Raw genomic sequence first — 20,630 nt, 5'->3', positions numbered from 1 at the left:
TAGAGAGCGGCCGGCGAGCCGCGATGGCCGGGTTGCCGGACCCGGTTGGCGCGATCGTTATTTCGCGGGGATCTTTTTGATCGCAGAATTGTCGATCTGGTCGGCCGCAACCAATTTGTTGTCGGCGGCGCCGTTCTCCAGGTTGAGATCCATGACCGTATCGAAGATCCCGTGCAGCGTGCCCTTTTCGCCAGGCTTGCCCATGTAGGCCTGCGATTCGGCAAGCGTCGTGTAGGACAGGCTGGAGTTGACGATGTCGCTCACTTCGGCTGGTGTCAGGCCGAAATGCTTGGAGGCCATGTCGGCGAATTTTTGCGGCTCGGCCTTGATGAAATCGACCGCTTCGTAGATGCAGCCGAGGAATTTCGCGTATTTGTCGGGGTTCGCCTTGAAGTCGTCATTACGGGCGATGATCGCGTCGATGATAATGCCGCGGTGGTCCTTGGACGAGATCAGCATGCGGGCGCCCGGACGGGTCGACGCCTTCAGCGCCTGCGACATGAACGGTTCGTAGGTCGCGATCGCCGCAATCGACGGATCGACGAAAACCGCGCCGGTATCGGCCGTGGCGATGTCCTTGATCTGCAGATCCTTCAGCGACAGGCCTGCCTGCTTGAGTTCCATCTGCAAGAGCAGGCGTGAGGGGATGTTCGGCTCGGCAGCGACCACCTTGCCCTTGAGATCGGCGACTGATTTGATGGCGTCGTCGGTGATGACGCCGTCGCCGCCGACGGATTCATCGATCGTGCCGATGATGATGCCGGGGGTCGACGCATCGCGCGGCCGGCCCTGATATTCGCCGACCGAGCGCATCTGCATCTCGATGTCGCCGCGCGCCATCGCCGCCATGACATTGGTCAGGTCGTCCTCGAACTTGATGCTGACGTCGAGGCCCTTGGCGGTGAAGCAGCCGAGATCGCCGGCGATATGGACGGGTGCGAATCCCAGCCATGTCGGCGCAAGAATGCGGATCTGGTCGGCGCTCAGCGCCAGCTGTGAACTGGCGAGCACCAGGGCCGCGGACAGCGCGGTGGCGAGCAAGGATTTCATGATTGTTCCCCAATTTGTTTCGCACAGGCTCGCCATTTCGGACATTGATGTAAATGAGTTTATTTAGAACGATACATCGAATAATATCGATGTGAGGTGAGGGGAGCGCCATGCGCCGGCTGGACAATATCGACATCCGCCTGCTGCGTGTTTTCGTGGCGCTCGCCGATTCAGGCGGGTTCGCCGCCGCGCAGATCACGCTCAACCTGTCGCAGCCGACACTCAGCACGCATCTGGCGGAGCTGGAGAAACGCATCGGCGCCCAGCTCTGCCATCGCGGGCGCAAGCAATTCCGCCTGACCGAGGTCGGGCAGGCGACCTACGATGCGGCGCAAAAACTGTTTCGCGACCTCGACGATTTCGGACACCGCATCAATGCCGCGAGCGGCAGCCTGTCGGGCCGCTTGCGGGTCGGTACGTCGGATGGGGTCTTCACTAGCAGCGAGTTGGGTATCCAGCACGCACTCAGCCGTTTCATGGGACCGGATTCGGACGTCTTCATCGATCTTTCGGTGGGCACGCCATCAGAGCTCGAGCAACAGGTCGCCGATGGCGGGCGCGATGTCGTCATCGGACCGCTGTCGCAGAAGGCGCCCGGCGTCGTCTATCGCGACTATTGCGGCGAACCGCATCTTCTCTATTGCGGGCGAAAGCACCCGCTTTTCGCGGTGCCCGATGCCAGGATCGACCAGGGCGCCATCGACGCCGCGCGGTTTTCGGTGCGCAGCTATCGACATTTCGACGACCTCTATCTGGTCGGCCACCCCAGGGCGAGCGCGTCGGTCGTTCACATGGAGGCGCAGCTGATGCTGATCCTGTCGGGCAATTTCATCGGCTTCTTGCCGTGCCACTTTGCCGATCCCTGGGTCGCGGCTGGAGACATGCGGGCAATCAGGCCAAGGTCGTACGCATTCAGTTCGATCCATCGCGTCGCCTATCGCAAGACCGACGCCCAGCGCTCGCTCGTCCAGGCGTTTCTGGCAGCGCTGTTCGATGCCACGACTGCCGGTGGATCGACACAGGGCCACATCTAGAGCGCCCGGAGAATCCCGGCGAAATTCACGAGGGTCTTTGCAGGGCCTCCAGCGAGCGCGCCATGTTCAGTCTGGCCTGCGGCTCGAAACGCTGGCGGAATTCCTCGGTGTGGAAAATGCGGGTGCGGGCAAGGAAGTCCTTCAGCACGGCACCTCGCCCGGCACGCCACATCGGCTCCTCCACCCAGTCATATTCGCGGCGAACCGCGTTTTCATAGGCGTCGAATGCATCCGGCTCGGCGCCCAGGATCGACAGGTCCATGTCGAGGAAGAGGCTCGCGTCGCGCGTGGTCGCGTCGTCGTCGAACCGCGGCAGCTGGTGCGTGGCGGTGGCGAGGATCATCGCGCCGATGCGGCGCAGGCGCCCGGCATCGGTGCGGCCCGCGAGCCTTTTCTCGGCAAGCGCGGCACTTCTGGCCTCATTGTCCTTGGTCTTGCTGTCGTAGATGGCGTCGTGGAACCAGATCGCCGCTTCGACGGCTTCGGGGTCGCCGAGCAGCGCTCGATAGTCGCCGGCCAACCCCAGCATCGCTTCGATATGGGCAAGGTTGTGATAGTGGCGGTCTTCGGCCCGATAGAGTGCCGAGAGTTCCTGCTTCAGCGATTCGTCGATCAAGGGCTGCTCATTCATTTCCATCATCCGTCCAGTTAACCGATCTCGGCCCCTTGGAGTCAAAGAACCAATCACTTTGAACCTTGCATGGCCCCGGGCTCTGAGGAATGTTTCCGGTCCCAGACATTTCAAAGCCAGGAGGCTGACATGACCAATACACCCAGCAGCGAGGCTCCGAGACCGGGAACGATCGACATGAAGCTGGAGGCCGTCATCATCGCCGTTGCGGATGCCGACCGGTCCAAGCGTTTTTACAGTGGCCTCGGTTGGCGGCTCGACGCGGATTTCGTCGTCGGCGATGCATTTCGGGTCGTGCAGTTCACGCCTCCGGGTTCGCCGTGCTCGATCCATTTCGGCAAGGGCCTGACATCAGCCGCGCCGGGCTCGGCGAAGGGACTTTATCTCGTGGTGTCCGATATCGTGGCGGCGCATGCCGAACTCGTGGCGCGCGGCGTCGAGGCGAGCGAGGTGTTCCACCGTGCGGGGCCCGGGCAGCCGGCGATCAGCGGCCGGCATCCGGAAGGGCGCAGCTATTCATCCTATGTCACCTTCGCCGATCCGGACGGCAACAGCTTCATACTGCAGGAAATCACCCAGCGACTGCCGGGACGCGTGGATGCCAGCGACACGATATTCACGTCGTCGGGCGAGCTTGCCGCGGCCCTGCGCCGTGCGGCGGCGGCACATGGCGAACACGAGAAACGGACCGGCGGACAGTATGACGTGAACTGGCCGGATTGGTACGCCGAATACATGGTGGCCGAACAGGCCGGCACGCAGCTGCCGACTTGAAATGAGGTCCATCACAGCGCGGTGTCATCGGCGCCGCGCTGCCTTTGAGCCCGCCATCAGATCGTTCTGCAGCTTTCCGGCAGCCAGGAATGAAAGGCCGCTTCCGGCGGCCCGGCGATCAAGGGTTCGTTTTCCATGCCTGCTTGAATTCCTGCGAACCAAATCCATTTGACACAGCACTAAGGAAAATTGAGTTCAATCGTGCTATGAACTGGCTTATATGTGCCGCCGGACCAGGCAAGCCAGCAGGACGCAGGACGAGACGTCGATGAACAGCATCAGCATTTCCCGCCACACCGCGTTGCAGCCGGTCGACCCGATCTGGCGTTCGATCCGCGACGAAGCGATGGACGCGGTCAACCGCGATCCGCTGCTCGCCGCCTTCCTCTATTCGACGATCCTCAACCAGGAGAGCCTGGAAGAAGCGGTCATCCACCGGATCGCCGAGCGGCTTGCCCATCAGGATATCGGCTCCGATCTCATCCGCCAGACCTTCAAGACCATGCTGGCCGACGACAAGGAATGGCCGACCACCGTGCGTGTCGACATCCAGGCCTATTACGACCGCGACCCCGCTTGCGACCGTTTCATCATGCCGGTGCTCTACTTCAAAGGCTTTCATGCCATCCAGACCCATAGGCTGGCGCATTGGCTGTGGAACCAGGGCCGCAAGGATTTTGCGCTCTATCTGCAGAGCCGCTCGTCCTCGGTCTTCCAGACCGACATCAACCCGGCCGCGCGCATCGGCAAGGGCATCTTCATCGATCATGCCACGGGCCTCGTCGTCGGCGAGACCGCGGTCATCGAGGACGATGTGTCGATCCTGCACGGCGTGACGCTGGGCGGCACCGGCAAGGCCGGTGGCGACCGTCATCCCAAGATCCGCCGTGGCGTGCTGATTGGCGCCGGCGCCAAGATTCTCGGCAACATCGAGATCGGCCATTGCTCCAAGGTCGCTGCCGGATCGGTGGTGCTGTCGCCCGTGCCGCACAACAAGACGGTTGCCGGTGTGCCGGCCCGCGTGGTCGGCGAGACCGGCTGCGACCAGCCTTCGCGCCAGATGGACCAGCTTCTGCCGTCACAGAAGATGGACCATGTGATCAGTTTCGACATCTGATTTCAGCGCCGGCGCGCCGTCCCGCGATGGCGATTTTGCCCGGCGGCGCCGCCGCTTCCGGTGCAATACGGCCGGCTTGCCTTTACATCGCCATTGTCGACGTGCCAGAAGCGCCCTTCAAACCAGCAAGCCCGATGATCGGAGAAGACTGTTGAAGCCGGACGAAATCAGAAAGCTGGACGCCTATTTCAAGCGCGTCTTCCAGAATCCCAAGCTTGAGGTCAAGGCACGGCCGCGCAAGGAAGATTCCGCCGAAGTCTATGTCGGCGACGAATTCCTCGGCATCGTCTTCAAGGATGAGGACGACGGCGACTACAATTTCTCGATGGCGATCCTCGACATCGATCTGGGTTGAGCCTGCATCAAATGGCAGGCCGCGCCAGGCGCGGCCTGCCATTGTCCCTCAATGTCCGGTCTTCAGCATTCGCCCGGCCTCTGCGGTCATCGCCGCGTCGAGTGCCTGCCAGTCGCCAAGGAATTCCTTGGGAAAACGGTAGGTGAGGCTGAGATCGTCGCCGACATGGATGTCCCGTTCGCAGGGCGCCAGCGATTGACCGGCACTCGGCCCGCTCAGGCAGCGGGCGACGAAGGGATCCGTTCCCTGGCGCTTGCCGACCACCAGCACCTCGTTCAGATAGCCTGATTTCTCGTTGAAGCCGTAGATTATCGTGCCGCTCGGTCCCGGAATGCCGGGCTGGACGATCAGCGCGCTGTAGATCGGCGCGAACCGGCCGCTCATATCGCGCGACATCATCTGCTGTTCGAAGGACAGGAAGATGATTTTCTTGTTGGCTTCCGAGTGATTGAAATCGTCGCGGGCCGCCTCGCTGTAACCGTCCATCTGGGGATAGCGCAGATAGAGGTCGAGACGTGAGGCGATGCCGTCGCGCCGGGCCTGGTCGAAACGGATGAAATTGGCCGGCACGGAAATCACATTGTTGCCGATCACCACCCGGCGCACCGTCGGGTCGTCGGTATACCCGGCCATGGCGATGGCATGGCCGAACCATTTGCCGCCAAGGCTGATCGCGACCGACAGCAAGGCAAGTGCGGCGAAGGCATAGAACACCCGCTTCATCAGCGTAGAATCGACCACGGTGAGTTCAGGGCCGTCGGCGATCGCTGCCTGCTTCATCTCGGTCCTCATCCCAGCCGCCATTCCGGTGTCCCTCGGCGGCACACATCGCGCGGCACGGCTCTTGCAGCCTTCCTGGAACGACTGTGCGATTTCATGGTAAATGCAAGGTTAAGATGGCTCAGATGGAACTCTTCCTGTTTGCTTTTGTCGTCGGGCTGACGGTGTGCGGGCTGACGGGTTCGACAATGGAGCTTGTGTCGGGCCGCAAGGTCGCCTTCGCCGAGCCCTATGTGTCGCCCGCGCATGTGCTGCGCTCGCTGGCGGCCGCCGCTGGCGCAGGGCCGTTCATGCTGGTCAACGATGCCCTCGATGCCCGCCGCGAGAACCGCATTTCGACGATCGCGCTCCTGTCATGCGGCTGCACGGCGATCGCCTGGTCCCTGGCTCTGGGCATCGTCGTGCTTGCCATTGCCTCATGGGCGATCGGTCTCCTAGGGTCCGGCATCTGAGACGATTCGGAGGCCGACAATGCCGCTCTATGCGATCGACGGAACGCAGCCCAGCTTCGCGGATGCTGACACAAACTGGATTGCGCCCGATGCGACGCTGATCGGCGATATCAGGGTCGGCCGCAATGCCGGTTTCTGGTTCGGCGTCGTCATTCGCGGAGACAATGAGCCGATCATTGTCGGCGCCGACACCAATGTGCAGGAACACACGGTCATGCACACCGATCCTGGCTTTCCGCTGACCATCGGCGAAGGCTGCACGATCGGTCACCGGGCCATGCTGCATGGCTGCACCATTGGCGACAACAGCCTGATCGGCATGGGCGCCATCGTGCTGAACGGCGCCAGGATCGGCAAGAATTCGCTGGTCGGCGCCGGCGCGCTGGTCACCGAAGGCAAGGAATTTCCGGACAATTCACTGATCGTCGGCACGCCGGCCAAGGCGATCAGGGTGCTGGACGACGCGGCCATCGCCCGGCTACGCGGCTCGGCCGCGCACTACGTCGCCAATGGCAAGCGCTTCAAGGCGGGCCTGGCGAAGGTCTAACGGCAGTTTCGGCCGATCCCAGTCGCCGGCGGTCTCATAGCGAGCCGGGCCATCGTCTATTGGAGCCGCGCGTGGCCATTGCGTCACGCAGCAATGAAGCGCCGGCCTCAAAGCCGGCAATGTCCGCTTCCTCTAGGGCTGTCGTATAGTCATCGATGCGGGTTGCGAGCGTCGGATCGGCGCCCGCCGCCAAAAGCAGGCGGATCGCCTCGGCGCTACGAATGACCACCGAATAGTGAAGCGGCGTCCAGTCGTTCACGCCCCGCATATTGGGATCGGCGCCACCGTCGATCAATATTCGGACGATTTCCAGCCTGTCGGCCCGGTCGGTGGACAGCGCCGCAATGATTGCCGGAAATCCACCGTGATCCCCGTAATTCGGATCCGAGCCTGCATCCAGCAAAGTCGAGATGAAGCGGACGGGGCTCCAATAGATCGCATATTCCAGTGGATGCCCGAGGCCGAGTTCGAACGGCATGCGGTCGTCGAACCAGCCGGGCGAACCGCCCAAAGCTACGCCGAGGCCCTCAAAATCGCCACCCTTGAAGGCATCGTCGATCGCTTTGAACAGACGATGGCGCTCGCATCGATCTTCCGGGATTTCCAACATCGCGGTGATCCAGAGGACGAACCAACGGCCGATAGTGCCTCGATCCTGTGTCCATGGAAAGGAGGCGCTGGATAGTCACGTGCGGCTACCCAATCCTGATTGGATCTCAAGCTTCCGCCAGAAATGGCGGAGCCGGCCCGGGGACAGGGCCGGCTCCTTAGACCCGGTCGTTGGGGACGGGGAGGGTGGGGACTCGACCGGGTTTCTCATCAAGCGCGCAGCGTCGATGCAACGCGCTTAACCTCTGTTCCATGCATGCCGCACTGCCCCTGTGGGCGACATGCATTGGCGTCCTAGCGGACGCTGGCGACCGCGTCGGAACGACCGTCGTTGATCGTCACCCAAACGCCGGAATTCTCCGTCGACTGGCGCTTGAGATAGGTGTAGTCGGTGTCCGTCCAGGACAGCACCTTGGTCTCCAGATTGTCGAGAATGAACTCGCCCAGGCTGGTGCGCACGGTCAGCACGGCGTGGCCGTCGCCATTCGGCTGGCGCGCGACCGTCATCAGGAGATCACCCGCCGGCACGCCCGCGTCCATCAGTTCGCGGCGCTTCTCCAGCGCGTAGTCTTCGCAATCGCCGTAGCCATTGTCGGGATAGGCCCAGTATTCCTCGACACCGTAGTTTTCCATGTCGGTGCGCGGCTTGACGCGGGTGTTGACCGAATTGTTGATGTTGACGATCGTCGCCCAGAGCTTGCGGCTGAGGTCGACCGGCGCGCCCTTGGGCGTCTTCTCGTTGCATTCGCCAGGGATGCGCTGGCAGAATTCATAATGGCCAACAGGCTGTGTGGTACGGCCGCCAGTGTGCATATAGGCCGGTCCCGCGGCATATGCTGATCCCCAAGCGGAAAGCTGCATCGCCATTGCCATCAGCAACAGCCTGCCCCTCGTTTTTTTCATTTTCTAGTCTCCCCGTTCGAAGGAGACATTGCCACGGCTGGATTTATTTGACGCAAAAGCGCGAAGCAGACTTTAAGTAAAACGCCAGTAGAATAAACATAAAATTTGAATCATTTGAGTATTGAATTGTTTGCATTGCGCAGGGCTGGCACCGGGGCGCGAGCCCTTATGCCGATCGCCACGAAGGGCGGCCTCGACGTGTCGGAAGCGAACCGGCCACTTGCGGAGAGCAGCGTCGTCCGGAAACAAAAAACCGGCCACGCAGGGCCGGTTTGGTTGCAGTGTCCGTCGGATCCGGTCAGGCGCGTGGCGTGTTGAATTCGGAATCGAGCGTTTCGGGGCGCTGGATGACGGCGAATTCGATGGCGACGCCATCCTCGAAATGGCGGACGATCTGCCCGCGCATCGTGCCGAGCATGACCTGGACGCCGATCGCCGGCTTGACGTCGATCTCGATCGCGGCGCCGGACAGCGACAGGTCGATGATGCGGCACTGGTATTGGCGGCCGTCGGTGAGCTGCAGCACGCTGGTCGGGTTGCGCGGCGCGACGCGCTCGTGGCGGCGGTCTTCCGGCAGGTCGAGCTCATGCTTGTTGGCAAGCCAGGTCAGCTGCGCCGCCAGCTTGTCCTTCTTGCGGTCGGACGCAATCACCGTCATGGCGAAGCCGTCCTGCAGCGTGCGCGTGACGACGCCTTCGATGCGGCCGATATGGTCGATATAGGCGATCACCTTTTCACCGGGCATGCCGATGCGATCGGTGCGGAACGCGACATTGCCGGGCGACATGTCGAGAACCTGGCAGGGATGTTCGGTGCGGTCTTCCAGCATGAATCGTCCGTATATCTTGACCCGGACGCGCTGAAAGTTACGCCTTTCAGCTTGGGACGGCGCGTAGTCGACCGCCGCTGACCTCATGACTGCCTACACCCCGTTTGGCATTCCCGCGCGTCAATGCGAGGGACTTCATGCCAGAAGTACAACAAAGCGGGTTAACAAAGGGGAAAAACGGGCCTGCAAGACCGTGCGATCATCAACTATTCCTCGCGCCCGCCGTCGAAGACGACGAGATGGCGGATGCGGCGCGCCCGGCCAAGCGCCGAGATCGTGTCGGGCGCCTCGAGTTCGGCTGGAACAAGCGAGGGAACGTCGATCGCCGGACGGTTGTTGAGCAGCTCTTTTTCCGGATCGATGACACGGATTGAATCGATCATTGCATCCGTGATCGGGTCTGCGCCCAGCCAGAACGGCTTCTCGGCGGCGCTGATCACACCGAGGCAGCGCGGGTTTTCGATGCCGCCGTCGAGCGGCAAGGCAAGCAATTCGAACTTGTTGGAGCGGCCGTTGCGGCTGAAACCCTCGAAGTTGATCAGCACCACCGATTTCTGGTCGAAAACCCCGTGAATCAGCCTCGAGACCAGACGCTGATCCTTCTCACGCCACAGCGACGGGAAGGAGAACCCCTTGAGTTCGCGGCCATAACAGGCGCAGAGCCTGGTGCCGGCCAGGCGGAAGACGGGTTGCCCGCGTGTGTCCCGTTCCAGGATGAACGTGTCGGCCAAAAGCGACTTGATATCGGCCGGCTCGACTTCCGATCGCTTCGGAGCAGGGCGTCCGTCACGCAGGCGGTTCCAATAATGGAACAGCGTGATCGATCCGTTTTGGTTCATGGTATGCTGCTCCGCGCATTCTGTCGTCTGATGTCCCATCGGTGAACAGAAGGGCGCCCTCCGATGACCTACATGCGTTGCGGAGCAGGAAGCGTGCCAGCGTCGTTAACACTTGTTCACGGGTCGGGGACGTTAAGGTTAACAAGTGGTTTACGTTGCGCTCGACCAGGCCCTGTGGCACACCAAAACCACTCCAGAAGCGGTCGTTTCGCGACGATCGGCAGCACTTCAGTCAAGAGTTTTAGGGGAGCAAGGGGGCTCGACCGGCCGTTCAAGGGAGACCTTGGACGGCTTTTTTTTGATTCGCGTCTTTTTTGATTCGCACTGGGGCGATTCGCCCTTTGCGGTTCCAATGGCGGTGATCTAGATGCTCGCCAGATCGAACGAGCCCAGATCGAACCAGCACCGAGTGCGATTGCAGATGAGCGAACCGCAACATCCAACCGAGACCGAACCGGCCGAAAGCACGCCGCCGCCGCGCGAACCGGTGTTCAACCTGCCGCCGATCGTGCTGGCGGTGATCGGCATTTGCGCGGCCGTCTTCCTGCTGCAGCAGTATGTGCTTGATGATGCGCAGCAGATGACGCTGCTCTACGATGGGGCCTTCATTCCCGTCCTCTATACCGGGCAATACGGCTTCGACTGGTTCCTGTTCACGCGGCCCTTCACCTATGCCTTCATGCACGGCGGCTTTGCCCATATCGCCATCAACATGGTGTGGCTCGCCGCCTTTGGTTCGCCGCTGGCCAATCGTCTCGGCGGGCTCTGGTTCGCTCTGTTCTTCGCCGCCACCGGACTGGCTTCCGTGGCGCTCTTCTGGGCCATGCACCCCTATGGTGAAGCGCCGCTGGTCGGCGCCTCCGGCGCCATATCGGGCATGATGGGTGCCGCGGCGCGCTTCGGTTTCCGCACCGACCGTTCAGCCGGCAAGGCGGCCTTCGCCGGCCCCGTGCTGCCGATCGCGATTGTCTTGCGCATGCGCGGCGTCGTGATCTTCCTTGCCGTGTGGATGATCATCAACCTCGCCACCGGCCTGCTCGGCTTTGCGCCTGGAGTAGACGGCCAGATCGCCTGGGAGGCCCATATTGGCGGCTTCGTCGCCGGCTTCTTCGGCCTGCGCTGGTTCGATCGGCGATGGCAGCCGGCCGAATGGGAGACCGCCGACCACACTTGAAATGCAACCCATCACGGCGCACGATGTTCACTCATACGTGAAGGCCGGTCTGGGCAGGGGACCGGCAGGCGAAGCAGAGGAGGACGCCATGACGGTTAAGGCAATTCTGGAAAGAAAAGGCCACGACGTGTTGACGCTCGGGCCGAACGAAAAGCTCAGCGAAGCCATCCGCATCCTGGCCGAACACAAGATCGGCGCGCTGGTCATCACCAATGGCGATCGCAAGATTGTCGGCATACTGTCGGAACGCGACATCGTGCGGGTTGTCGCCAAGGAAGGTGCCGCCGCGCTCGATATCGCCGTGCGTTCGGCAATGACGCCGAAGGTAAAGATCTGCAACGAGAACCACACCGTCAACGAGGTGATGGAGATTATGACCAGGGGCCGTTTCCGCCATCTGCCGGTGGAAAAGGACGGCCTGCTCGATGGCATCGTGTCTATCGGCGACGTGGTCAAGCGCCGCATCGAGGATGTCGAGCGCGAAGCCGACGAGATCAGGGCCTACATCGCCACCGCCTGAGCGGTGAAAGGAACCGCCGGCCGGAAACCCGACCGGCGGAACCGTAGTCTACCGGTTGTCGAGTTCGGAGCGGACGAGTTCGAGCCCGCGCCTGGTGATGCGGTAGGGACCGCCGCCCGACGACGAAACCGCCTTCTTGCGTTTCAGCTTTCGAAACAGGTCGAGATCGACGCCCGGATAATGCCAGCCGTCGCGGGTCAGGCATTTGACGGAGGCGATCCGTTTCTTCTGGTTCTTTTCGATTTCAATGCGTCCGCCCTGCGCAAGCAGGTGCAGGATGCGCTGTTCAGTGCGCGAAATGTCCATTTGGAGAGTTTCCGGGAAAACGAAAAATGCCGCCGCCGCGAAGCTTCGCGGCACGGAGTTTCAGGTTTTGTCGCCCTGCCTCGCTACGAGGTCAGGGCCTTACCGGGACTGAGCGTAGGTGGACATCCACTCTCCATTGGGATGGGCGTCCTATAGGCGAAAGCGGCTTAAAAGGCCAGCCCGCGGCTTTGCGCTTGTCTCTTTTGGCGGTTTGCACTAGCGAAGTTGCACACCAAAATATGCGTTCACGCATATTCAGCAGTTCCAATATGTAGGCCCCCATGTCCCTGATCGATACCCGCACGCCCGACGCTAAACGCCTGATCTCCGGCGCCACCGGCGACTGGGAAATCATCATCGGCCTCGAAGTGCACGCGCAGGTCATCTCGGAAGCAAAACTGTTTTCCGGCGCCTCGACCGCTTTCGGCGCGGCCCCCAACGCCAATGTCAGCCTGGTCGATGCGGCAATGCCGGGCATGCTGCCTGTCATCAACGAGGAATGCGTCAAGCAGGCGATCCGCACCGGCCTCGGCCTGAAGGCGCAGATCAACCACAAATCCGTCTTCGACCGGAAGAATTATTTCTATCCCGATCTGCCGCAGGGCTACCAGATCTCCCAGTTCAAGCAGCCGATCGTCGGTGAGGGCACGGTGATCGTTTCGGTTGGACCGGACAGACAGGGCGAGTTCGAGGATATCGAGGTCGGCATCGAGCGGCTGCATCTGGAGCAGGATGCCGGCAAGTCGATGCACGACCAGCATCCGACCATGTCCTATGTCGACCTCAACCGCTCTGGCGTGGCGCTCATGGAGATCGTCTCCAAGCCTGACCTGCGTTCCGGCGATGAGGCCAAGGCCTATGTCACCAAGCTGCGCACCATCATGCGCTATCTCGGCACCTGCGACGGCAACATGGATGAAGGCTCGCTGCGCGCCGACGTCAACGTTTCGGTACGCCGGCCCGGTGGCGAGTTCGGCACACGCTGCGAGATCAAGAACATGAACTCGATCCGCTTCATCGGCCAGGCCATCGACTATGAGGCGCGCCGCCAGATCGCCATCCTGGAGGACGGCGGCAAGATCGATCAGGAAACGCGGCTGTATGATGCCGTCAAGGGCGAGACGCGCTCGATGCGCTCGAAGGAAGAAGCGCACGACTACCGCTATTTCCCCGATCCCGATCTGCTGCCGCTGGAATTCGATCAGGCCTATGTCGATGCCTTGGCCAAAGGGCTGCCGGAACTGCCCGACGACAAGAAGGCGCGGCTCATATCCTCGCTCGGTCTGTCGACCTACGACGCTTCGATCCTGGTCTCGGAAAAGTCGATCGCCGACTATTTCGAGAAGGTGGCCGCCGGGCGTGACGGCAAGCTCGCCGCCAACTGGGTCATCAACGATCTGCTCGGCCAGCTGAACAAGGTGGGCAAGGATATTGAAAATGCTCCGGTTTCGCCCGATCAGCTCGGCGCGGTCATCGACCTGATCAAGGACGGCACCATCTCCGGCAAGATCGCCAAGGACCTGTTCGAGATCGTCTGGAACGAAGGCGGCGATCCGCGTGCGCTGGTCGAAAGCCGTGGCATGAAGCAGGTCACCGACACCGGCGCCATCGAGAAGGCGGTCGACGAGGTGATCGCGGCCAATCCGGACAAGGTCGAACAGGCGCGCGCCAAGCCGACCATGGCCGGCTGGTTCGTCGGCCAGGTGATGAAGGCGACCGGCGGCAAGGCCAATCCGCAAGCGGTCAACGACCTCGTCAAGGCCAAGCTCGGTATCGAGTAAGGCCATGTTCGTCCGCACCGCCGGCGAACGTGACCTTGATGCAATTCGAGCAGTGCTGGTCGAAACCTGGCATGCGACGTATGACGCCATATACGGTGCCGCCAAGGTCACCGAAATCACCGATGAATGGCATTCGATCGCCTCGCTGAAGGCGCGGCTGATCAAGCCGAACAGCGACTTCCTCGTTGCCGATGACGGCAAGCGCATTGGCGGCGTGGCCTTTGCCGAAAGCGTCGATGGCGGCAAGCTGGTTGTCCTGAGGCAGCTCTACGTGCTTCCGGACCTGCAGGGCCGGGGCATTGGCGGCATGTTGCTCGACGAGATCATCGAGAGTTTTCCTGAAGCCCGCGCCATCCGTCTGGAAGTGGAGGCGCAAAACACCCGCGCCATCGCCTTCTACGAGGCGAACGGCTTCGTGCGATCCGGCGATGCCGGCGAGCACGCGGCTGCCTCTGGCGAGGCGACATTGGTCTACCGCCGGCCTCTTGCCGACCTCTCTTGATCACCTTCGCGCGAGCGGCGCACCATACGCCCGTTTTCGTTTGACGGCCTGAGGGTCCCGCACCAAAGCTGCCGGTGCTGACCGCGCGGAAGCCGGAATGGATCGGCACGCTGCGCAGCGCTGGGGGGAACCATGCCAAGCTTGCCGGAACTGATGCCGACACAGGTGTCGGACGAAACCTTTGGCGGCGTCACCTATCACATAGCGGGCGAACTGGTCCCCGTGCTTTCGGTCGATGTGACGCAAATGCCTGTCTATTTCGAGCACCACATCCTGTTGTGGAAGAACTCGACCATCACCATCGGCCTGAAATCGCTGAAAGGCGCGCTGAAGCGCATGATGGCCGGCATGCAGATCTTCGTCACCGAGGCGTCGGGAGCGGGCATCATCGCCTTCAGCCGTGATGGACCCGGCCACATCGTGCCGATCCATCTCAGGCGTGGCGAGGAAATCCAGGTGCGCGAACACCAGTTTCTCGCCGCCACCGGCAATGTCGACTACACATTCGAGCGTGTACGCGGCCTGGCGACGATGCTGTTCGGCCAGAGCGGCTTCTTCATCGACCGTTTTCGCGGCGATGGCGGCGACGGCATCGTCTGGCTGCACGGCTACGGCAATGTCTTCGAAAAGACGCTTGCCGCCGGCGAGACCATCGACATCGAGCCCGGCGGCTGGCTGTTCAAGGATGCCTCGGTCAGGATGGAAACCAAGATCGACCGCCTGTCGAGCGGCTTCTTCGGCGCCAACATGAACTTCATCGTCAACCGCTTCACCGGCCCGGGCCGGGTCGGCATCCAGTCGATGTATCTCCATATGCCGACGGAGGAGTAGGCGCGTGGATGGGTTCCGACCCGCCAGGGCACAAAGCGCAGTGTAGCCCAATCCGCTCAGGCAACGGGAACGTCAACATTGTCGATCAGCCGCGTCTTGCCAAGCCAGGCCGCGGCGAGAATGCGGCCGGCGCGGTCGCGGCGCCAGGGCGCCAGGGTCAGGCTCTCGCGGGCCTCGACATAGTCGACCTTCTGGAAGCCGGCGGCGATGAGCGCGCGGCTGGCTTCGCCGGTTGCGTCACCTTGACGTGTGCCGGACGCCAGTGCCGCCGCCGACTTGTGCAGGACCACGTTGAACTGGCGAGCGACCGCGAGTTCAGCCTCATCGAGATAGGCGTTGCGGGATGACATGGCCAGACCATGCGCGTCGCGTATGGTCGGGGCGCCGATGATTTCGACGGGCAGGTCGAGGTCGCGGCAGAGCTGCCTGACGACACAAAGCTGCTGGTAATCCTTCTCGCCGAAGACCGCACAGTCAGGCGTTGTCTGAAGAAAGAGCTTGGCCACCACGGTGGCGACGCCTTCGAAGAAAGTGGGGCGGAAGTCCGATTCGAGCCCGGCGGACGGGCCGCCGACCGAGATCCTGGTGGCAAAGCCGGCGGGATACATCGCGCCGACCGTCGGCGTGAAGGCAAGATCGGCCTTGACCGTCGCCAGCAGGTCCAGGTCGCGGGCGACCTGGCGCGGGTACTTGTCGAGATCCTCGCTCGGAGCGAACTGCGTCGGGTTGACGAAGATCGACACCACGCAGCGCTCGGCTTTTTCCCTGGCGATCCTGATCAGGGAGAGATGCCCCTCATGCAGTGCGCCCATGGTCGGCACCATGGCGACGCGCAGGCCGTCGCGCCGCCAGTCCCGAACCCGCGCGCGAAGTGCGGCGACGCTATCGACGACGTCAGGCCGGCTCATGTTTCATCCCCGCCATTCGTGCCTGAAGCGGCTTTTGAGTTCGAAAAGACATGGGTGGGGCCAGGAAAAGTGCGGTCTCGCACGTCCGATGCGTAGCGCTCGGCGGAGTGCGCGATCACCCCGCGCAGATCGGCGTATTCCTTGACGAATTTCGGCACGCGGTCGACGGTCAGCCCGACCATGTCGTCTATCACCAGGATCTGGCCATCGCAATCGCCGCTGGCGCCGATGCCGATGGTTGGAATGGCAATACGGCGGGTGATGTCGGCGGCGACCGCCTCGATTGTGCCTTCGATGACCACGGAAAACGCGCCGGCCTCTTCGACGGCGAGCGCGTCGGCCGTCAGCGCCGCGATAGTCTCGTCCGTGCGGCCCTTGATCTTGTAGCCGCCGTCCTTTTCCACCGATTGCGGCAGCAGGCCGATATGACCCATGACCGGAATGCCGGCGGCCACGATTGCCGCGATCTGCGCGGCCATTTCGACGCCGCCTTCAAGCTTCACCGCCTGGCAGCCGGTCTCGTCGACGATGCGCCGCGCCGAGGCCACGGCCTGCTCCGCCGAATCCTCGTAGCTGCCGGCTGGCATGTCGACGACGACACAGGCCTTGGCCGAGCCCCGCATCACGGCTTGCCCGTGCGCGATCATCATCTCGAGCGAGGCGCCGAGCGTCGTCTCATGGCCATGCAGGACCATGGCGACGCTGTCGCCGACCAGAAGCAGGTCTACATGCGGGTCGAGCAGGCGGGCGACGGGATAGGTGTAGGCGGTCAGGCAGACCAACGGGATGCCGCCCTTGCGGCGGCGAATCAACTCCGCGCCGATGCGAATGTCGGCGGTCGGCAGTTTCGTGGCCAATCGTCACCTCCCTCGGCCCACGGGCGGTTTGGATCCGCATGGGCGCGCTGAGCTTTAGAAAGAGCGCAAAGGCTTGGCAAGCGCGCATCCTGCCGCCTCCGGGGATCACAGGCTTGTGTCGGCGCCCAGGCGCGCCATTTGCGCGCTGCCTGTGGCAAAACCCTTGCCTTCCCGAAGGCCTGACGCCATAAGCAGGAAACAGGCGCTGCCAGCGCAAAGGGTCCTGAGATGAAGACTTTCCTGACGCAGTTTTTCACCTGGTGGAACAGCCAGACGCTGGGAACACGCCTGCACACCTGGCGGTACGGCAAGCGGGTCGGCCAGGACGAAGTCGGCAATGTCTACTACGAAGGCGGTATCGATTCGGAAGGCCGCACGCGCCGCTGGGTCATCTACCGCAACTATTCGGAGGCGTCGGCCATTCCGCCCGGCTGGCACGGCTGGATCCATCACCGCGTCGATCTCGCGCCGCCCAGTGACGATTACAAGCCGCGCGACTGGCAGAAGCCGCATCAGCCCAATCTGACCGGCACGCCGGCGGCCTACCGCCCGAAGGGCTCGGTGCTGACCAACCAGCATCGCCCGCAGGTCACGGGTGACTACGACGCCTGGACGCCCGGGTCGTAACGGCCACGGCTTGCAATGCCGCCGCGACTTGTCACAGCACGAAGCGCAGGCCGGTCCTTTATCGCCACAATTGGTGTTTAGCTGCTTGCTGATCAGAAAACGGCGACTAGCCTTGGCGATCGACGGAATCACCCGGGCGCGAACCACCGGTACCCCTATATGAACTTTTTCAATCGGATATCGACGGGCGGTCTGACGCTAGCCGCCGGCCTCGCCGTCAGCACCGCGGCCTTTGCGGCGTCGCCCGCACCGGCGGCCCCCGCCGCACCGGCGCCGGCAGCGTCCGCAGGATCTGATCGCATCGCCAACCCGGTTGCCGAGTTCGCCGGCATCGACAAGATCACTGGCCGCATCATCACCTTTGATGTCTATATCGACGAGACGGTGCAGTTCGGCGCTTTGCAGGTGACGCCGCGCGTCTGTTATTCCCGGCCGCAGAACGAGGAACCGAAGACCGATTCCTTCGTCGAGGTCGACGAGATCACGCTCGACCGCAAGATCCGCCGCATCTTCACCGGCTGGATGTTCGCCGAAAGCCCGGGTCTCAACGCCGTCGAGCATGCCGTCTATGACGTCTGGCTGAAGGAATGCAAGCAGAAGTCCGATGTGCCGGCGCCCGATGCAAGCAAGGCTGACGCGACCAAGGCCGACGCTTCGAAGCCGGCCGCGACCAAACCGGCCGCCGCCAAGCCTGCGGCTACCCCGGATGTGGAACAGTCCGACCCCACGGAACCGGATACTACCAACTGATCCCTTCGGAACCGTCGTGGCCACCATGCGTTGGACCACGGACGAATGCGCATCGATGCGCCCCGGAGGATAGTTCGATGTCGGACAGCAAGCGAATCACGGCCAGCAAGAAAGAACTGCTGGAACTCGAAAAAGGGTTCTGGACCGGCGATGCTGCCTACTATGCGGCCAATGCCGACACGGAATGCCTGGTGGCCTTTCCACAAATGGCGAAGGCGATGGACAATGCCGACCTAGCCAAGACCGCGACCAAGCCCAACCGCTGGCGCGATCTCAATATCGAACTCAAAGGGATCATCGAACCCGGCAGCGACATCGTCATGCTGACCTACGAGGCGCATGCGACGCGGGAAAATGGCGACCCTTACGCGGCGCTGGTCAGCACCGGCTATGTCCATCGCGTCAACGGCTGGAAGATGATGTTCCACTCGCAGACGCCGATCGAGGCTGCGGCCGGGAAGTAGGGCTCGATCCCTACGGAAAAAAGATCGCTTCACCCTTCAGCGCCTCGGCCAGCATTTTCTCATACTTGCCGCGCGGGACGTCGACCGCGCCGAAGCGCTTGAGGTGCTCGGTGGTGAATTGCGTATCAAGCAGGGCGAAGCCGCGCGCCTTCAAGCGTTCGACCAGATGCACCAGGCAGACCTTCGACGCATCCGTCTCCTTGGAAAACATGCTCTCGCCGAAGAACACCCGTCCGAGCGACACGCCATAAAGGCCGCCGACCAACTGGTCCCCGCGCCATGCCTCGACGGAATGGCAGTGGCCCATGCGGTGCAGCTGGACATAAGCCTCGCGGATCGGCGCGTTGATCCAGGTCGAGCGCCGCTCCTCGCGCTTTTCCGCACAACCGTCGATCGTCGCCTCGAAATCGAAATCGAAGCGGATGTCGAACGGGCCTTTGCGGATCGCTTTCTTCAGGCTTTTGGGCGTGTGGAATCCGTCGAGCGGTATGATGCCGCGCGTCTCCGGCCGCACCCAGAACACCTCTGGGTCGCTGGCGCTTTCGGCCATCGGGAAGACGCCCGAAGCGTAGGCCTTGAGCAGAAGGTCGGTGGGGATGCGATAGCCGGGCGCGTAAGGACGGGTCATCGCGTCCCCGGACTATTCTTCCTTGGCCAGGTATTTTTCCAGCCAGTGGATGTCATAGTCGCCATTGGCGATGTCGGCATTGCCGACCAGATCGCGAAACAGCGGCAACGTCGTCTTGATGCCGTCGACGACGAATTCATCCAGCGCCCGGCGTAGCCGCATCATGCATTCGACGCGGTTGCGCCCATGCACGATCAGCTTGCCGATCAGGCTGTCGTAGTAGGGCGGGATCTTGTAGCCGGAATAGACGCCGGAATCGACGCGTATGCCGAGACCGCCTGGCGTGTGGAAATGCGTGATGGTGCCGGGCGAGGGGGTGAAGGTGCGCGGATCCTCGGCGTTGATGCGGCATTCGATGGCGTGGCCATTGAACTTGATGTCTTCCTGCTTGACCGAAAGTCCGCCGCCGGAAGCGACGCGGATCTGCTCGTGGACAAGATCTATGCCGGTGATCGCTTCCGTCACCGGATGCTCGACCTGCAGGCGCGTGTTCATTTCGATGAAATAGAACTCGCCATTCTCGTAGAGGAACTCGATCGTGCCGGCGCCGGAATAGCCGAGATCGGCGATGGCCTTGGCGCAGATGCCGCCGATGCGGGACCGCTCCTCGGCATTGAGCGCCGGCGAATTGGCCTCTTCCCAGACTTTCTGGTGGCGCCGTTGCAGCGAACAGTCGCGCTCACCGAAATGCACGCCGCGGCCGAAACCGTCACCGAACACCTGTACCTCGATATGGCGCGGCTTCTGCAGGTATTTTTCGATATAGACGGCGTCGTCGCCGAACGCAGCACCTGCTTCCGACCGCGCCGTCTGCAAGGCGATCTCAAGGTCCGCCTCGGTAAGGGCAACCTTCATGCCGCGCCCGCCGCCGCCGGCCGAGGCCTTGATGATCACGGGATAGCCGATCTCGGCGGCAATGCGCTTGGCTTCCTTCTCGTCGGTCACCGCGCCGTCGGAACCGGGTACCACCGGAATGCCGAGGCGCTTTGCGGTGCGCTTGGCCTCGATCTTGTCGCCCATGACGCGGATATGGTCGCCGGTCGGGCCGATGAAGGTGATGTTGTGCGCGGCCAGTATGTCGGCGAACTTGGCGTTCTCCGACAGGAAGCCATAGCCCGGATGCACGGCGTCGGCGCCGGTGATCTCGCAGGCCGCGACGATCTGATGGATGTTGAGATAGCTGTCGCGCGATGGCGGCGGCCCAATGCAGACGCTCTCGTCGGCAAGCCGCACATGCATGGCGTCGGCGTCGGCGGTCGAATGCACCACCACCGTCTGGATGCCGAGTTCCTTGCAGGCGCGCAGCACCCGAAGCGCGATTTCGCCGCGATTGGCGATGAGGATCTTCTGGAACATCCGGCC

26 protein-coding genes are annotated in these 20,630 nt (G+C 62.5%); 14 read left to right on the top strand and 12 right to left on the bottom strand.

Annotation, left to right across the window (positions count from 1 at the left end; all coding sequences use genetic code 11):
• Positions 1 to 57: 57 nt before the first annotated feature.
• Positions 58 to 1,050: an ABC transporter substrate-binding protein gene (locus JG746_RS21600; RefSeq protein ID WP_244730360.1), complete on the bottom strand. Its 993-nt coding sequence runs from the start codon at positions 1,048 to 1,050 to the stop codon at positions 58 to 60.
• 110 nt (positions 1,051 to 1,160) lie between these two features.
• Between JG746_RS21600 and JG746_RS21595 the strand changes: the two genes are divergently transcribed.
• The gene (locus JG746_RS21595; RefSeq protein WP_202354587.1) at positions 1,161 to 2,084 is read left to right on the top strand and encodes a LysR family transcriptional regulator; all 924 of its coding nucleotides are present in this window, start codon (positions 1,161 to 1,163) and stop codon (positions 2,082 to 2,084) included.
• 25 nt (positions 2,085 to 2,109) lie between these two features.
• Here the strand turns inward: JG746_RS21595 and JG746_RS21590 are convergent, their stop codons facing one another.
• Positions 2,110 to 2,715 (bottom strand): HD domain-containing protein, encoded by a 606-nt coding sequence (locus JG746_RS21590; RefSeq protein ID WP_202354586.1) that lies wholly within the window; start codon positions 2,713 to 2,715, stop codon positions 2,110 to 2,112.
• A gap of 129 nt (positions 2,716 to 2,844) precedes the next feature.
• On the opposite strand from JG746_RS21590, the gene JG746_RS21585 reads away from it, so the two are divergent.
• The 3 genes from JG746_RS21585 to JG746_RS21575 all read left to right on the top strand — a co-directional run bounded on the left by JG746_RS21585 (position 2,845) and on the right by JG746_RS21575 (position 4,961).
• On the top strand, positions 2,845 to 3,489 hold the full coding sequence (locus JG746_RS21585) for a VOC family protein (protein ID WP_202354585.1): 645 nt from the start codon (positions 2,845 to 2,847) through the stop codon (positions 3,487 to 3,489).
• Between the two features lie 268 nt (positions 3,490 to 3,757).
• Complete coding sequence (gene cysE, locus JG746_RS21580) at positions 3,758 to 4,606, top strand: serine O-acetyltransferase (RefSeq protein WP_202354584.1); 849 nt, start codon at positions 3,758 to 3,760, stop codon at positions 4,604 to 4,606.
• A gap of 151 nt (positions 4,607 to 4,757) precedes the next feature.
• Positions 4,758 to 4,961: a DUF3126 family protein gene (locus tag JG746_RS21575; RefSeq protein ID WP_019857879.1), complete on the top strand. Its 204-nt coding sequence runs from the start codon at positions 4,758 to 4,760 to the stop codon at positions 4,959 to 4,961.
• A 48-nt stretch (positions 4,962 to 5,009) separates the two neighbouring features.
• Here JG746_RS21575 and JG746_RS21570 read toward each other — a convergent pair whose 3' ends face one another.
• Positions 5,010 to 5,741, bottom strand: coding sequence for a hypothetical protein (locus JG746_RS21570; RefSeq protein ID WP_202354583.1), 732 nt, complete (start codon positions 5,739 to 5,741; stop codon positions 5,010 to 5,012).
• Positions 5,742 to 5,857: 116 nt separating this feature from the next.
• On the opposite strand from JG746_RS21570, the gene JG746_RS21565 reads away from it, so the two are divergent.
• On the top strand, positions 5,858 to 6,193 hold the full coding sequence (locus tag JG746_RS21565) for a DUF6949 family protein (protein ID WP_202354582.1): 336 nt from the start codon (positions 5,858 to 5,860) through the stop codon (positions 6,191 to 6,193).
• Between the two features lie 19 nt (positions 6,194 to 6,212).
• On the top strand, positions 6,213 to 6,740 hold the full coding sequence (locus JG746_RS21560) for a gamma carbonic anhydrase family protein (protein WP_202354581.1): 528 nt from the start codon (positions 6,213 to 6,215) through the stop codon (positions 6,738 to 6,740).
• A 34-nt stretch (positions 6,741 to 6,774) separates the two neighbouring features.
• Here JG746_RS21560 and JG746_RS21555 read toward each other — a convergent pair whose 3' ends face one another.
• The 4 genes from JG746_RS21555 to JG746_RS21540 all read right to left on the bottom strand — a co-directional run bounded on the left by JG746_RS21555 (position 6,775) and on the right by JG746_RS21540 (position 9,920).
• Positions 6,775 to 7,350 carry an ankyrin repeat domain-containing protein gene (locus JG746_RS21555; protein ID WP_202354580.1) on the bottom strand — a complete coding sequence of 192 codons (576 nt, stop codon included), beginning with the start codon at positions 7,348 to 7,350 and terminating at the stop codon, positions 6,775 to 6,777.
• A gap of 293 nt (positions 7,351 to 7,643) precedes the next feature.
• On the bottom strand, positions 7,644 to 8,252 hold the full coding sequence (locus JG746_RS21550) for a transglutaminase-like cysteine peptidase (RefSeq protein WP_202354579.1): 609 nt from the start codon (positions 8,250 to 8,252) through the stop codon (positions 7,644 to 7,646).
• 298 nt (positions 8,253 to 8,550) lie between these two features.
• Positions 8,551 to 9,168, bottom strand: coding sequence for a PilZ domain-containing protein (locus JG746_RS21545; protein WP_202354578.1), 618 nt, complete (start codon positions 9,166 to 9,168; stop codon positions 8,551 to 8,553).
• 119 nt (positions 9,169 to 9,287) lie between these two features.
• Positions 9,288 to 9,920 carry a PAS domain-containing protein gene (locus JG746_RS21540; protein WP_202354577.1) on the bottom strand — a complete coding sequence of 211 codons (633 nt, stop codon included), beginning with the start codon at positions 9,918 to 9,920 and terminating at the stop codon, positions 9,288 to 9,290.
• A 421-nt stretch (positions 9,921 to 10,341) separates the two neighbouring features.
• Here JG746_RS21540 and JG746_RS21535 point away from each other — a divergent pair, with 421 nt between their 5' ends.
• Entirely contained in the window at positions 10,342 to 11,094 is a 753-nt protein-coding gene (locus JG746_RS21535) for a rhomboid family intramembrane serine protease (protein ID WP_202354576.1), read from the top strand.
• An 88-nt stretch (positions 11,095 to 11,182) separates the two neighbouring features.
• The gene (locus JG746_RS21530) at positions 11,183 to 11,614 is read left to right on the top strand and encodes a CBS domain-containing protein (protein ID WP_202354575.1); all 432 of its coding nucleotides are present in this window, start codon (positions 11,183 to 11,185) and stop codon (positions 11,612 to 11,614) included.
• Between the two features lie 48 nt (positions 11,615 to 11,662).
• Here the strand turns inward: JG746_RS21530 and JG746_RS21525 are convergent, their stop codons facing one another.
• Positions 11,663 to 11,920 carry a YjhX family toxin gene (locus JG746_RS21525; RefSeq protein WP_013895772.1) on the bottom strand — a complete coding sequence of 86 codons (258 nt, stop codon included), beginning with the start codon at positions 11,918 to 11,920 and terminating at the stop codon, positions 11,663 to 11,665.
• 281 nt (positions 11,921 to 12,201) lie between these two features.
• Here JG746_RS21525 and gatB point away from each other — a divergent pair, with 281 nt between their 5' ends.
• From gatB to JG746_RS21510, 3 genes are all read left to right on the top strand, one after another.
• Positions 12,202 to 13,701 carry an Asp-tRNA(Asn)/Glu-tRNA(Gln) amidotransferase subunit GatB gene (gene gatB, locus JG746_RS21520; RefSeq protein ID WP_202354574.1) on the top strand — a complete coding sequence of 500 codons (1,500 nt, stop codon included), beginning with the start codon at positions 12,202 to 12,204 and terminating at the stop codon, positions 13,699 to 13,701.
• A 4-nt stretch (positions 13,702 to 13,705) separates the two neighbouring features.
• Entirely contained in the window at positions 13,706 to 14,203 is a 498-nt protein-coding gene (locus JG746_RS21515; protein WP_202354573.1) for a GNAT family N-acetyltransferase, read from the top strand.
• A 132-nt stretch (positions 14,204 to 14,335) separates the two neighbouring features.
• Positions 14,336 to 15,034, top strand: a complete 699-nt coding sequence (locus tag JG746_RS21510; RefSeq protein ID WP_019857892.1) for an AIM24 family protein — start codon at positions 14,336 to 14,338, stop codon at positions 15,032 to 15,034.
• Between the two features lie 56 nt (positions 15,035 to 15,090).
• On the opposite strand, the gene panC is transcribed toward JG746_RS21510, so the two are convergent.
• Both panC and panB read right to left on the bottom strand, forming a co-directional pair.
• A complete protein-coding gene (gene panC, locus JG746_RS21505) occupies positions 15,091 to 15,942 on the bottom strand; it encodes a pantoate--beta-alanine ligase (protein WP_202354572.1) in 852 nt (283 codons plus the stop codon).
• Positions 15,939 to 16,799 (bottom strand): 3-methyl-2-oxobutanoate hydroxymethyltransferase, encoded by an 861-nt coding sequence (gene panB / locus JG746_RS21500; RefSeq protein ID WP_202354571.1) that lies wholly within the window; start codon positions 16,797 to 16,799, stop codon positions 15,939 to 15,941. Before panB ends, panC begins: the two co-directional genes overlap by 4 nt.
• A gap of 228 nt (positions 16,800 to 17,027) precedes the next feature.
• On the opposite strand from panB, the gene JG746_RS21495 reads away from it, so the two are divergent.
• From JG746_RS21495 to JG746_RS21485, 3 genes are all read left to right on the top strand, one after another.
• Positions 17,028 to 17,426, top strand: a complete 399-nt coding sequence (locus JG746_RS21495; protein WP_202354570.1) for an NADH:ubiquinone oxidoreductase subunit NDUFA12 — start codon at positions 17,028 to 17,030, stop codon at positions 17,424 to 17,426.
• Positions 17,427 to 17,585: 159 nt separating this feature from the next.
• Complete coding sequence (locus JG746_RS21490; RefSeq protein ID WP_202354569.1) at positions 17,586 to 18,176, top strand: DUF2155 domain-containing protein; 591 nt, start codon at positions 17,586 to 17,588, stop codon at positions 18,174 to 18,176.
• 77 nt (positions 18,177 to 18,253) lie between these two features.
• Complete coding sequence (locus JG746_RS21485) at positions 18,254 to 18,640, top strand: hypothetical protein (RefSeq protein ID WP_202354568.1); 387 nt, start codon at positions 18,254 to 18,256, stop codon at positions 18,638 to 18,640.
• 10 nt (positions 18,641 to 18,650) lie between these two features.
• Here the strand turns inward: JG746_RS21485 and aat are convergent, their stop codons facing one another.
• A complete protein-coding gene (gene aat, locus JG746_RS21480) occupies positions 18,651 to 19,268 on the bottom strand; it encodes a leucyl/phenylalanyl-tRNA--protein transferase (protein WP_202354567.1) in 618 nt (205 codons plus the stop codon).
• Positions 19,269 to 19,280: 12 nt separating this feature from the next.
• Positions 19,281 to 20,624: an acetyl-CoA carboxylase biotin carboxylase subunit gene (gene accC, locus JG746_RS21475; RefSeq protein WP_202354566.1), complete on the bottom strand. Its 1,344-nt coding sequence runs from the start codon at positions 20,622 to 20,624 to the stop codon at positions 19,281 to 19,283.
• Positions 20,625 to 20,630 lie beyond the last annotated feature (6 nt).

Origin of the sequence: Mesorhizobium sp. 113-3-3 (genome assembly GCF_016756495.1) — a bacterium.
GTDB lineage: Bacteria > Pseudomonadota > Alphaproteobacteria > Rhizobiales > Rhizobiaceae > Mesorhizobium.
The sequence above is the reverse complement of the archived record's forward strand: the minus strand, read 5'-3'. Positions and strand labels throughout refer to the sequence as shown.

What these genes read in the sequence shown, in the direction of transcription:
- JG746_RS21600 (WP_244730360.1), bottom strand. Translation starts at nt 1,050, where the DNA reads ATGAAATCCTTGCTCGCCACCGCGCTGTCCGCGGCCCTGGTGCTCGCC.
- JG746_RS21595 (WP_202354587.1), top strand. Translation starts at nt 1,161, where the DNA reads ATGCGCCGGCTGGACAATATCGACATCCGCCTGCTGCGTGTTTTCGTG.
- JG746_RS21590 (WP_202354586.1), bottom strand. Translation starts at nt 2,715, where the DNA reads ATGAATGAGCAGCCCTTGATCGACGAATCGCTGAAGCAGGAACTCTCG.
- JG746_RS21585 (WP_202354585.1), top strand. Translation starts at nt 2,845, where the DNA reads ATGACCAATACACCCAGCAGCGAGGCTCCGAGACCGGGAACGATCGAC.
- cysE (WP_202354584.1), top strand. Translation starts at nt 3,758, where the DNA reads ATGAACAGCATCAGCATTTCCCGCCACACCGCGTTGCAGCCGGTCGAC.
- JG746_RS21570 (WP_202354583.1), bottom strand. Translation starts at nt 5,741, where the DNA reads ATGAAGCAGGCAGCGATCGCCGACGGCCCTGAACTCACCGTGGTCGAT.
- JG746_RS21565 (WP_202354582.1), top strand. Translation starts at nt 5,858, where the DNA reads ATGGCTCAGATGGAACTCTTCCTGTTTGCTTTTGTCGTCGGGCTGACG.
- JG746_RS21560 (WP_202354581.1), top strand. Translation starts at nt 6,213, where the DNA reads ATGCCGCTCTATGCGATCGACGGAACGCAGCCCAGCTTCGCGGATGCT.
- JG746_RS21555 (WP_202354580.1), bottom strand. Translation starts at nt 7,350, where the DNA reads ATGTTGGAAATCCCGGAAGATCGATGCGAGCGCCATCGTCTGTTCAAA.
- JG746_RS21550 (WP_202354579.1), bottom strand. Translation starts at nt 8,252, where the DNA reads ATGAAAAAAACGAGGGGCAGGCTGTTGCTGATGGCAATGGCGATGCAG.
- JG746_RS21545 (WP_202354578.1), bottom strand. Translation starts at nt 9,168, where the DNA reads ATGAGGTCAGCGGCGGTCGACTACGCGCCGTCCCAAGCTGAAAGGCGT.
- JG746_RS21540 (WP_202354577.1), bottom strand. Translation starts at nt 9,920, where the DNA reads ATGAACCAAAACGGATCGATCACGCTGTTCCATTATTGGAACCGCCTG.
- JG746_RS21535 (WP_202354576.1), top strand. Translation starts at nt 10,342, where the DNA reads ATGAGCGAACCGCAACATCCAACCGAGACCGAACCGGCCGAAAGCACG.
- JG746_RS21530 (WP_202354575.1), top strand. Translation starts at nt 11,183, where the DNA reads ATGACGGTTAAGGCAATTCTGGAAAGAAAAGGCCACGACGTGTTGACG.
- JG746_RS21525 (WP_013895772.1), bottom strand. Translation starts at nt 11,920, where the DNA reads ATGGACATTTCGCGCACTGAACAGCGCATCCTGCACCTGCTTGCGCAG.
- gatB (WP_202354574.1), top strand. Translation starts at nt 12,202, where the DNA reads ATGTCCCTGATCGATACCCGCACGCCCGACGCTAAACGCCTGATCTCC.
- JG746_RS21515 (WP_202354573.1), top strand. Translation starts at nt 13,706, where the DNA reads ATGTTCGTCCGCACCGCCGGCGAACGTGACCTTGATGCAATTCGAGCA.
- JG746_RS21510 (WP_019857892.1), top strand. Translation starts at nt 14,336, where the DNA reads ATGCCAAGCTTGCCGGAACTGATGCCGACACAGGTGTCGGACGAAACC.
- panC (WP_202354572.1), bottom strand. Translation starts at nt 15,942, where the DNA reads ATGAGCCGGCCTGACGTCGTCGATAGCGTCGCCGCACTTCGCGCGCGG.
- JG746_RS21495 (WP_202354570.1), top strand. Translation starts at nt 17,028, where the DNA reads ATGAAGACTTTCCTGACGCAGTTTTTCACCTGGTGGAACAGCCAGACG.
- JG746_RS21490 (WP_202354569.1), top strand. Translation starts at nt 17,586, where the DNA reads ATGAACTTTTTCAATCGGATATCGACGGGCGGTCTGACGCTAGCCGCC.
- JG746_RS21485 (WP_202354568.1), top strand. Translation starts at nt 18,254, where the DNA reads ATGTCGGACAGCAAGCGAATCACGGCCAGCAAGAAAGAACTGCTGGAA.
- aat (WP_202354567.1), bottom strand. Translation starts at nt 19,268, where the DNA reads ATGACCCGTCCTTACGCGCCCGGCTATCGCATCCCCACCGACCTTCTG.
- accC (WP_202354566.1), bottom strand. Translation starts at nt 20,624, where the DNA reads ATGTTCCAGAAGATCCTCATCGCCAATCGCGGCGAAATCGCGCTTCGG.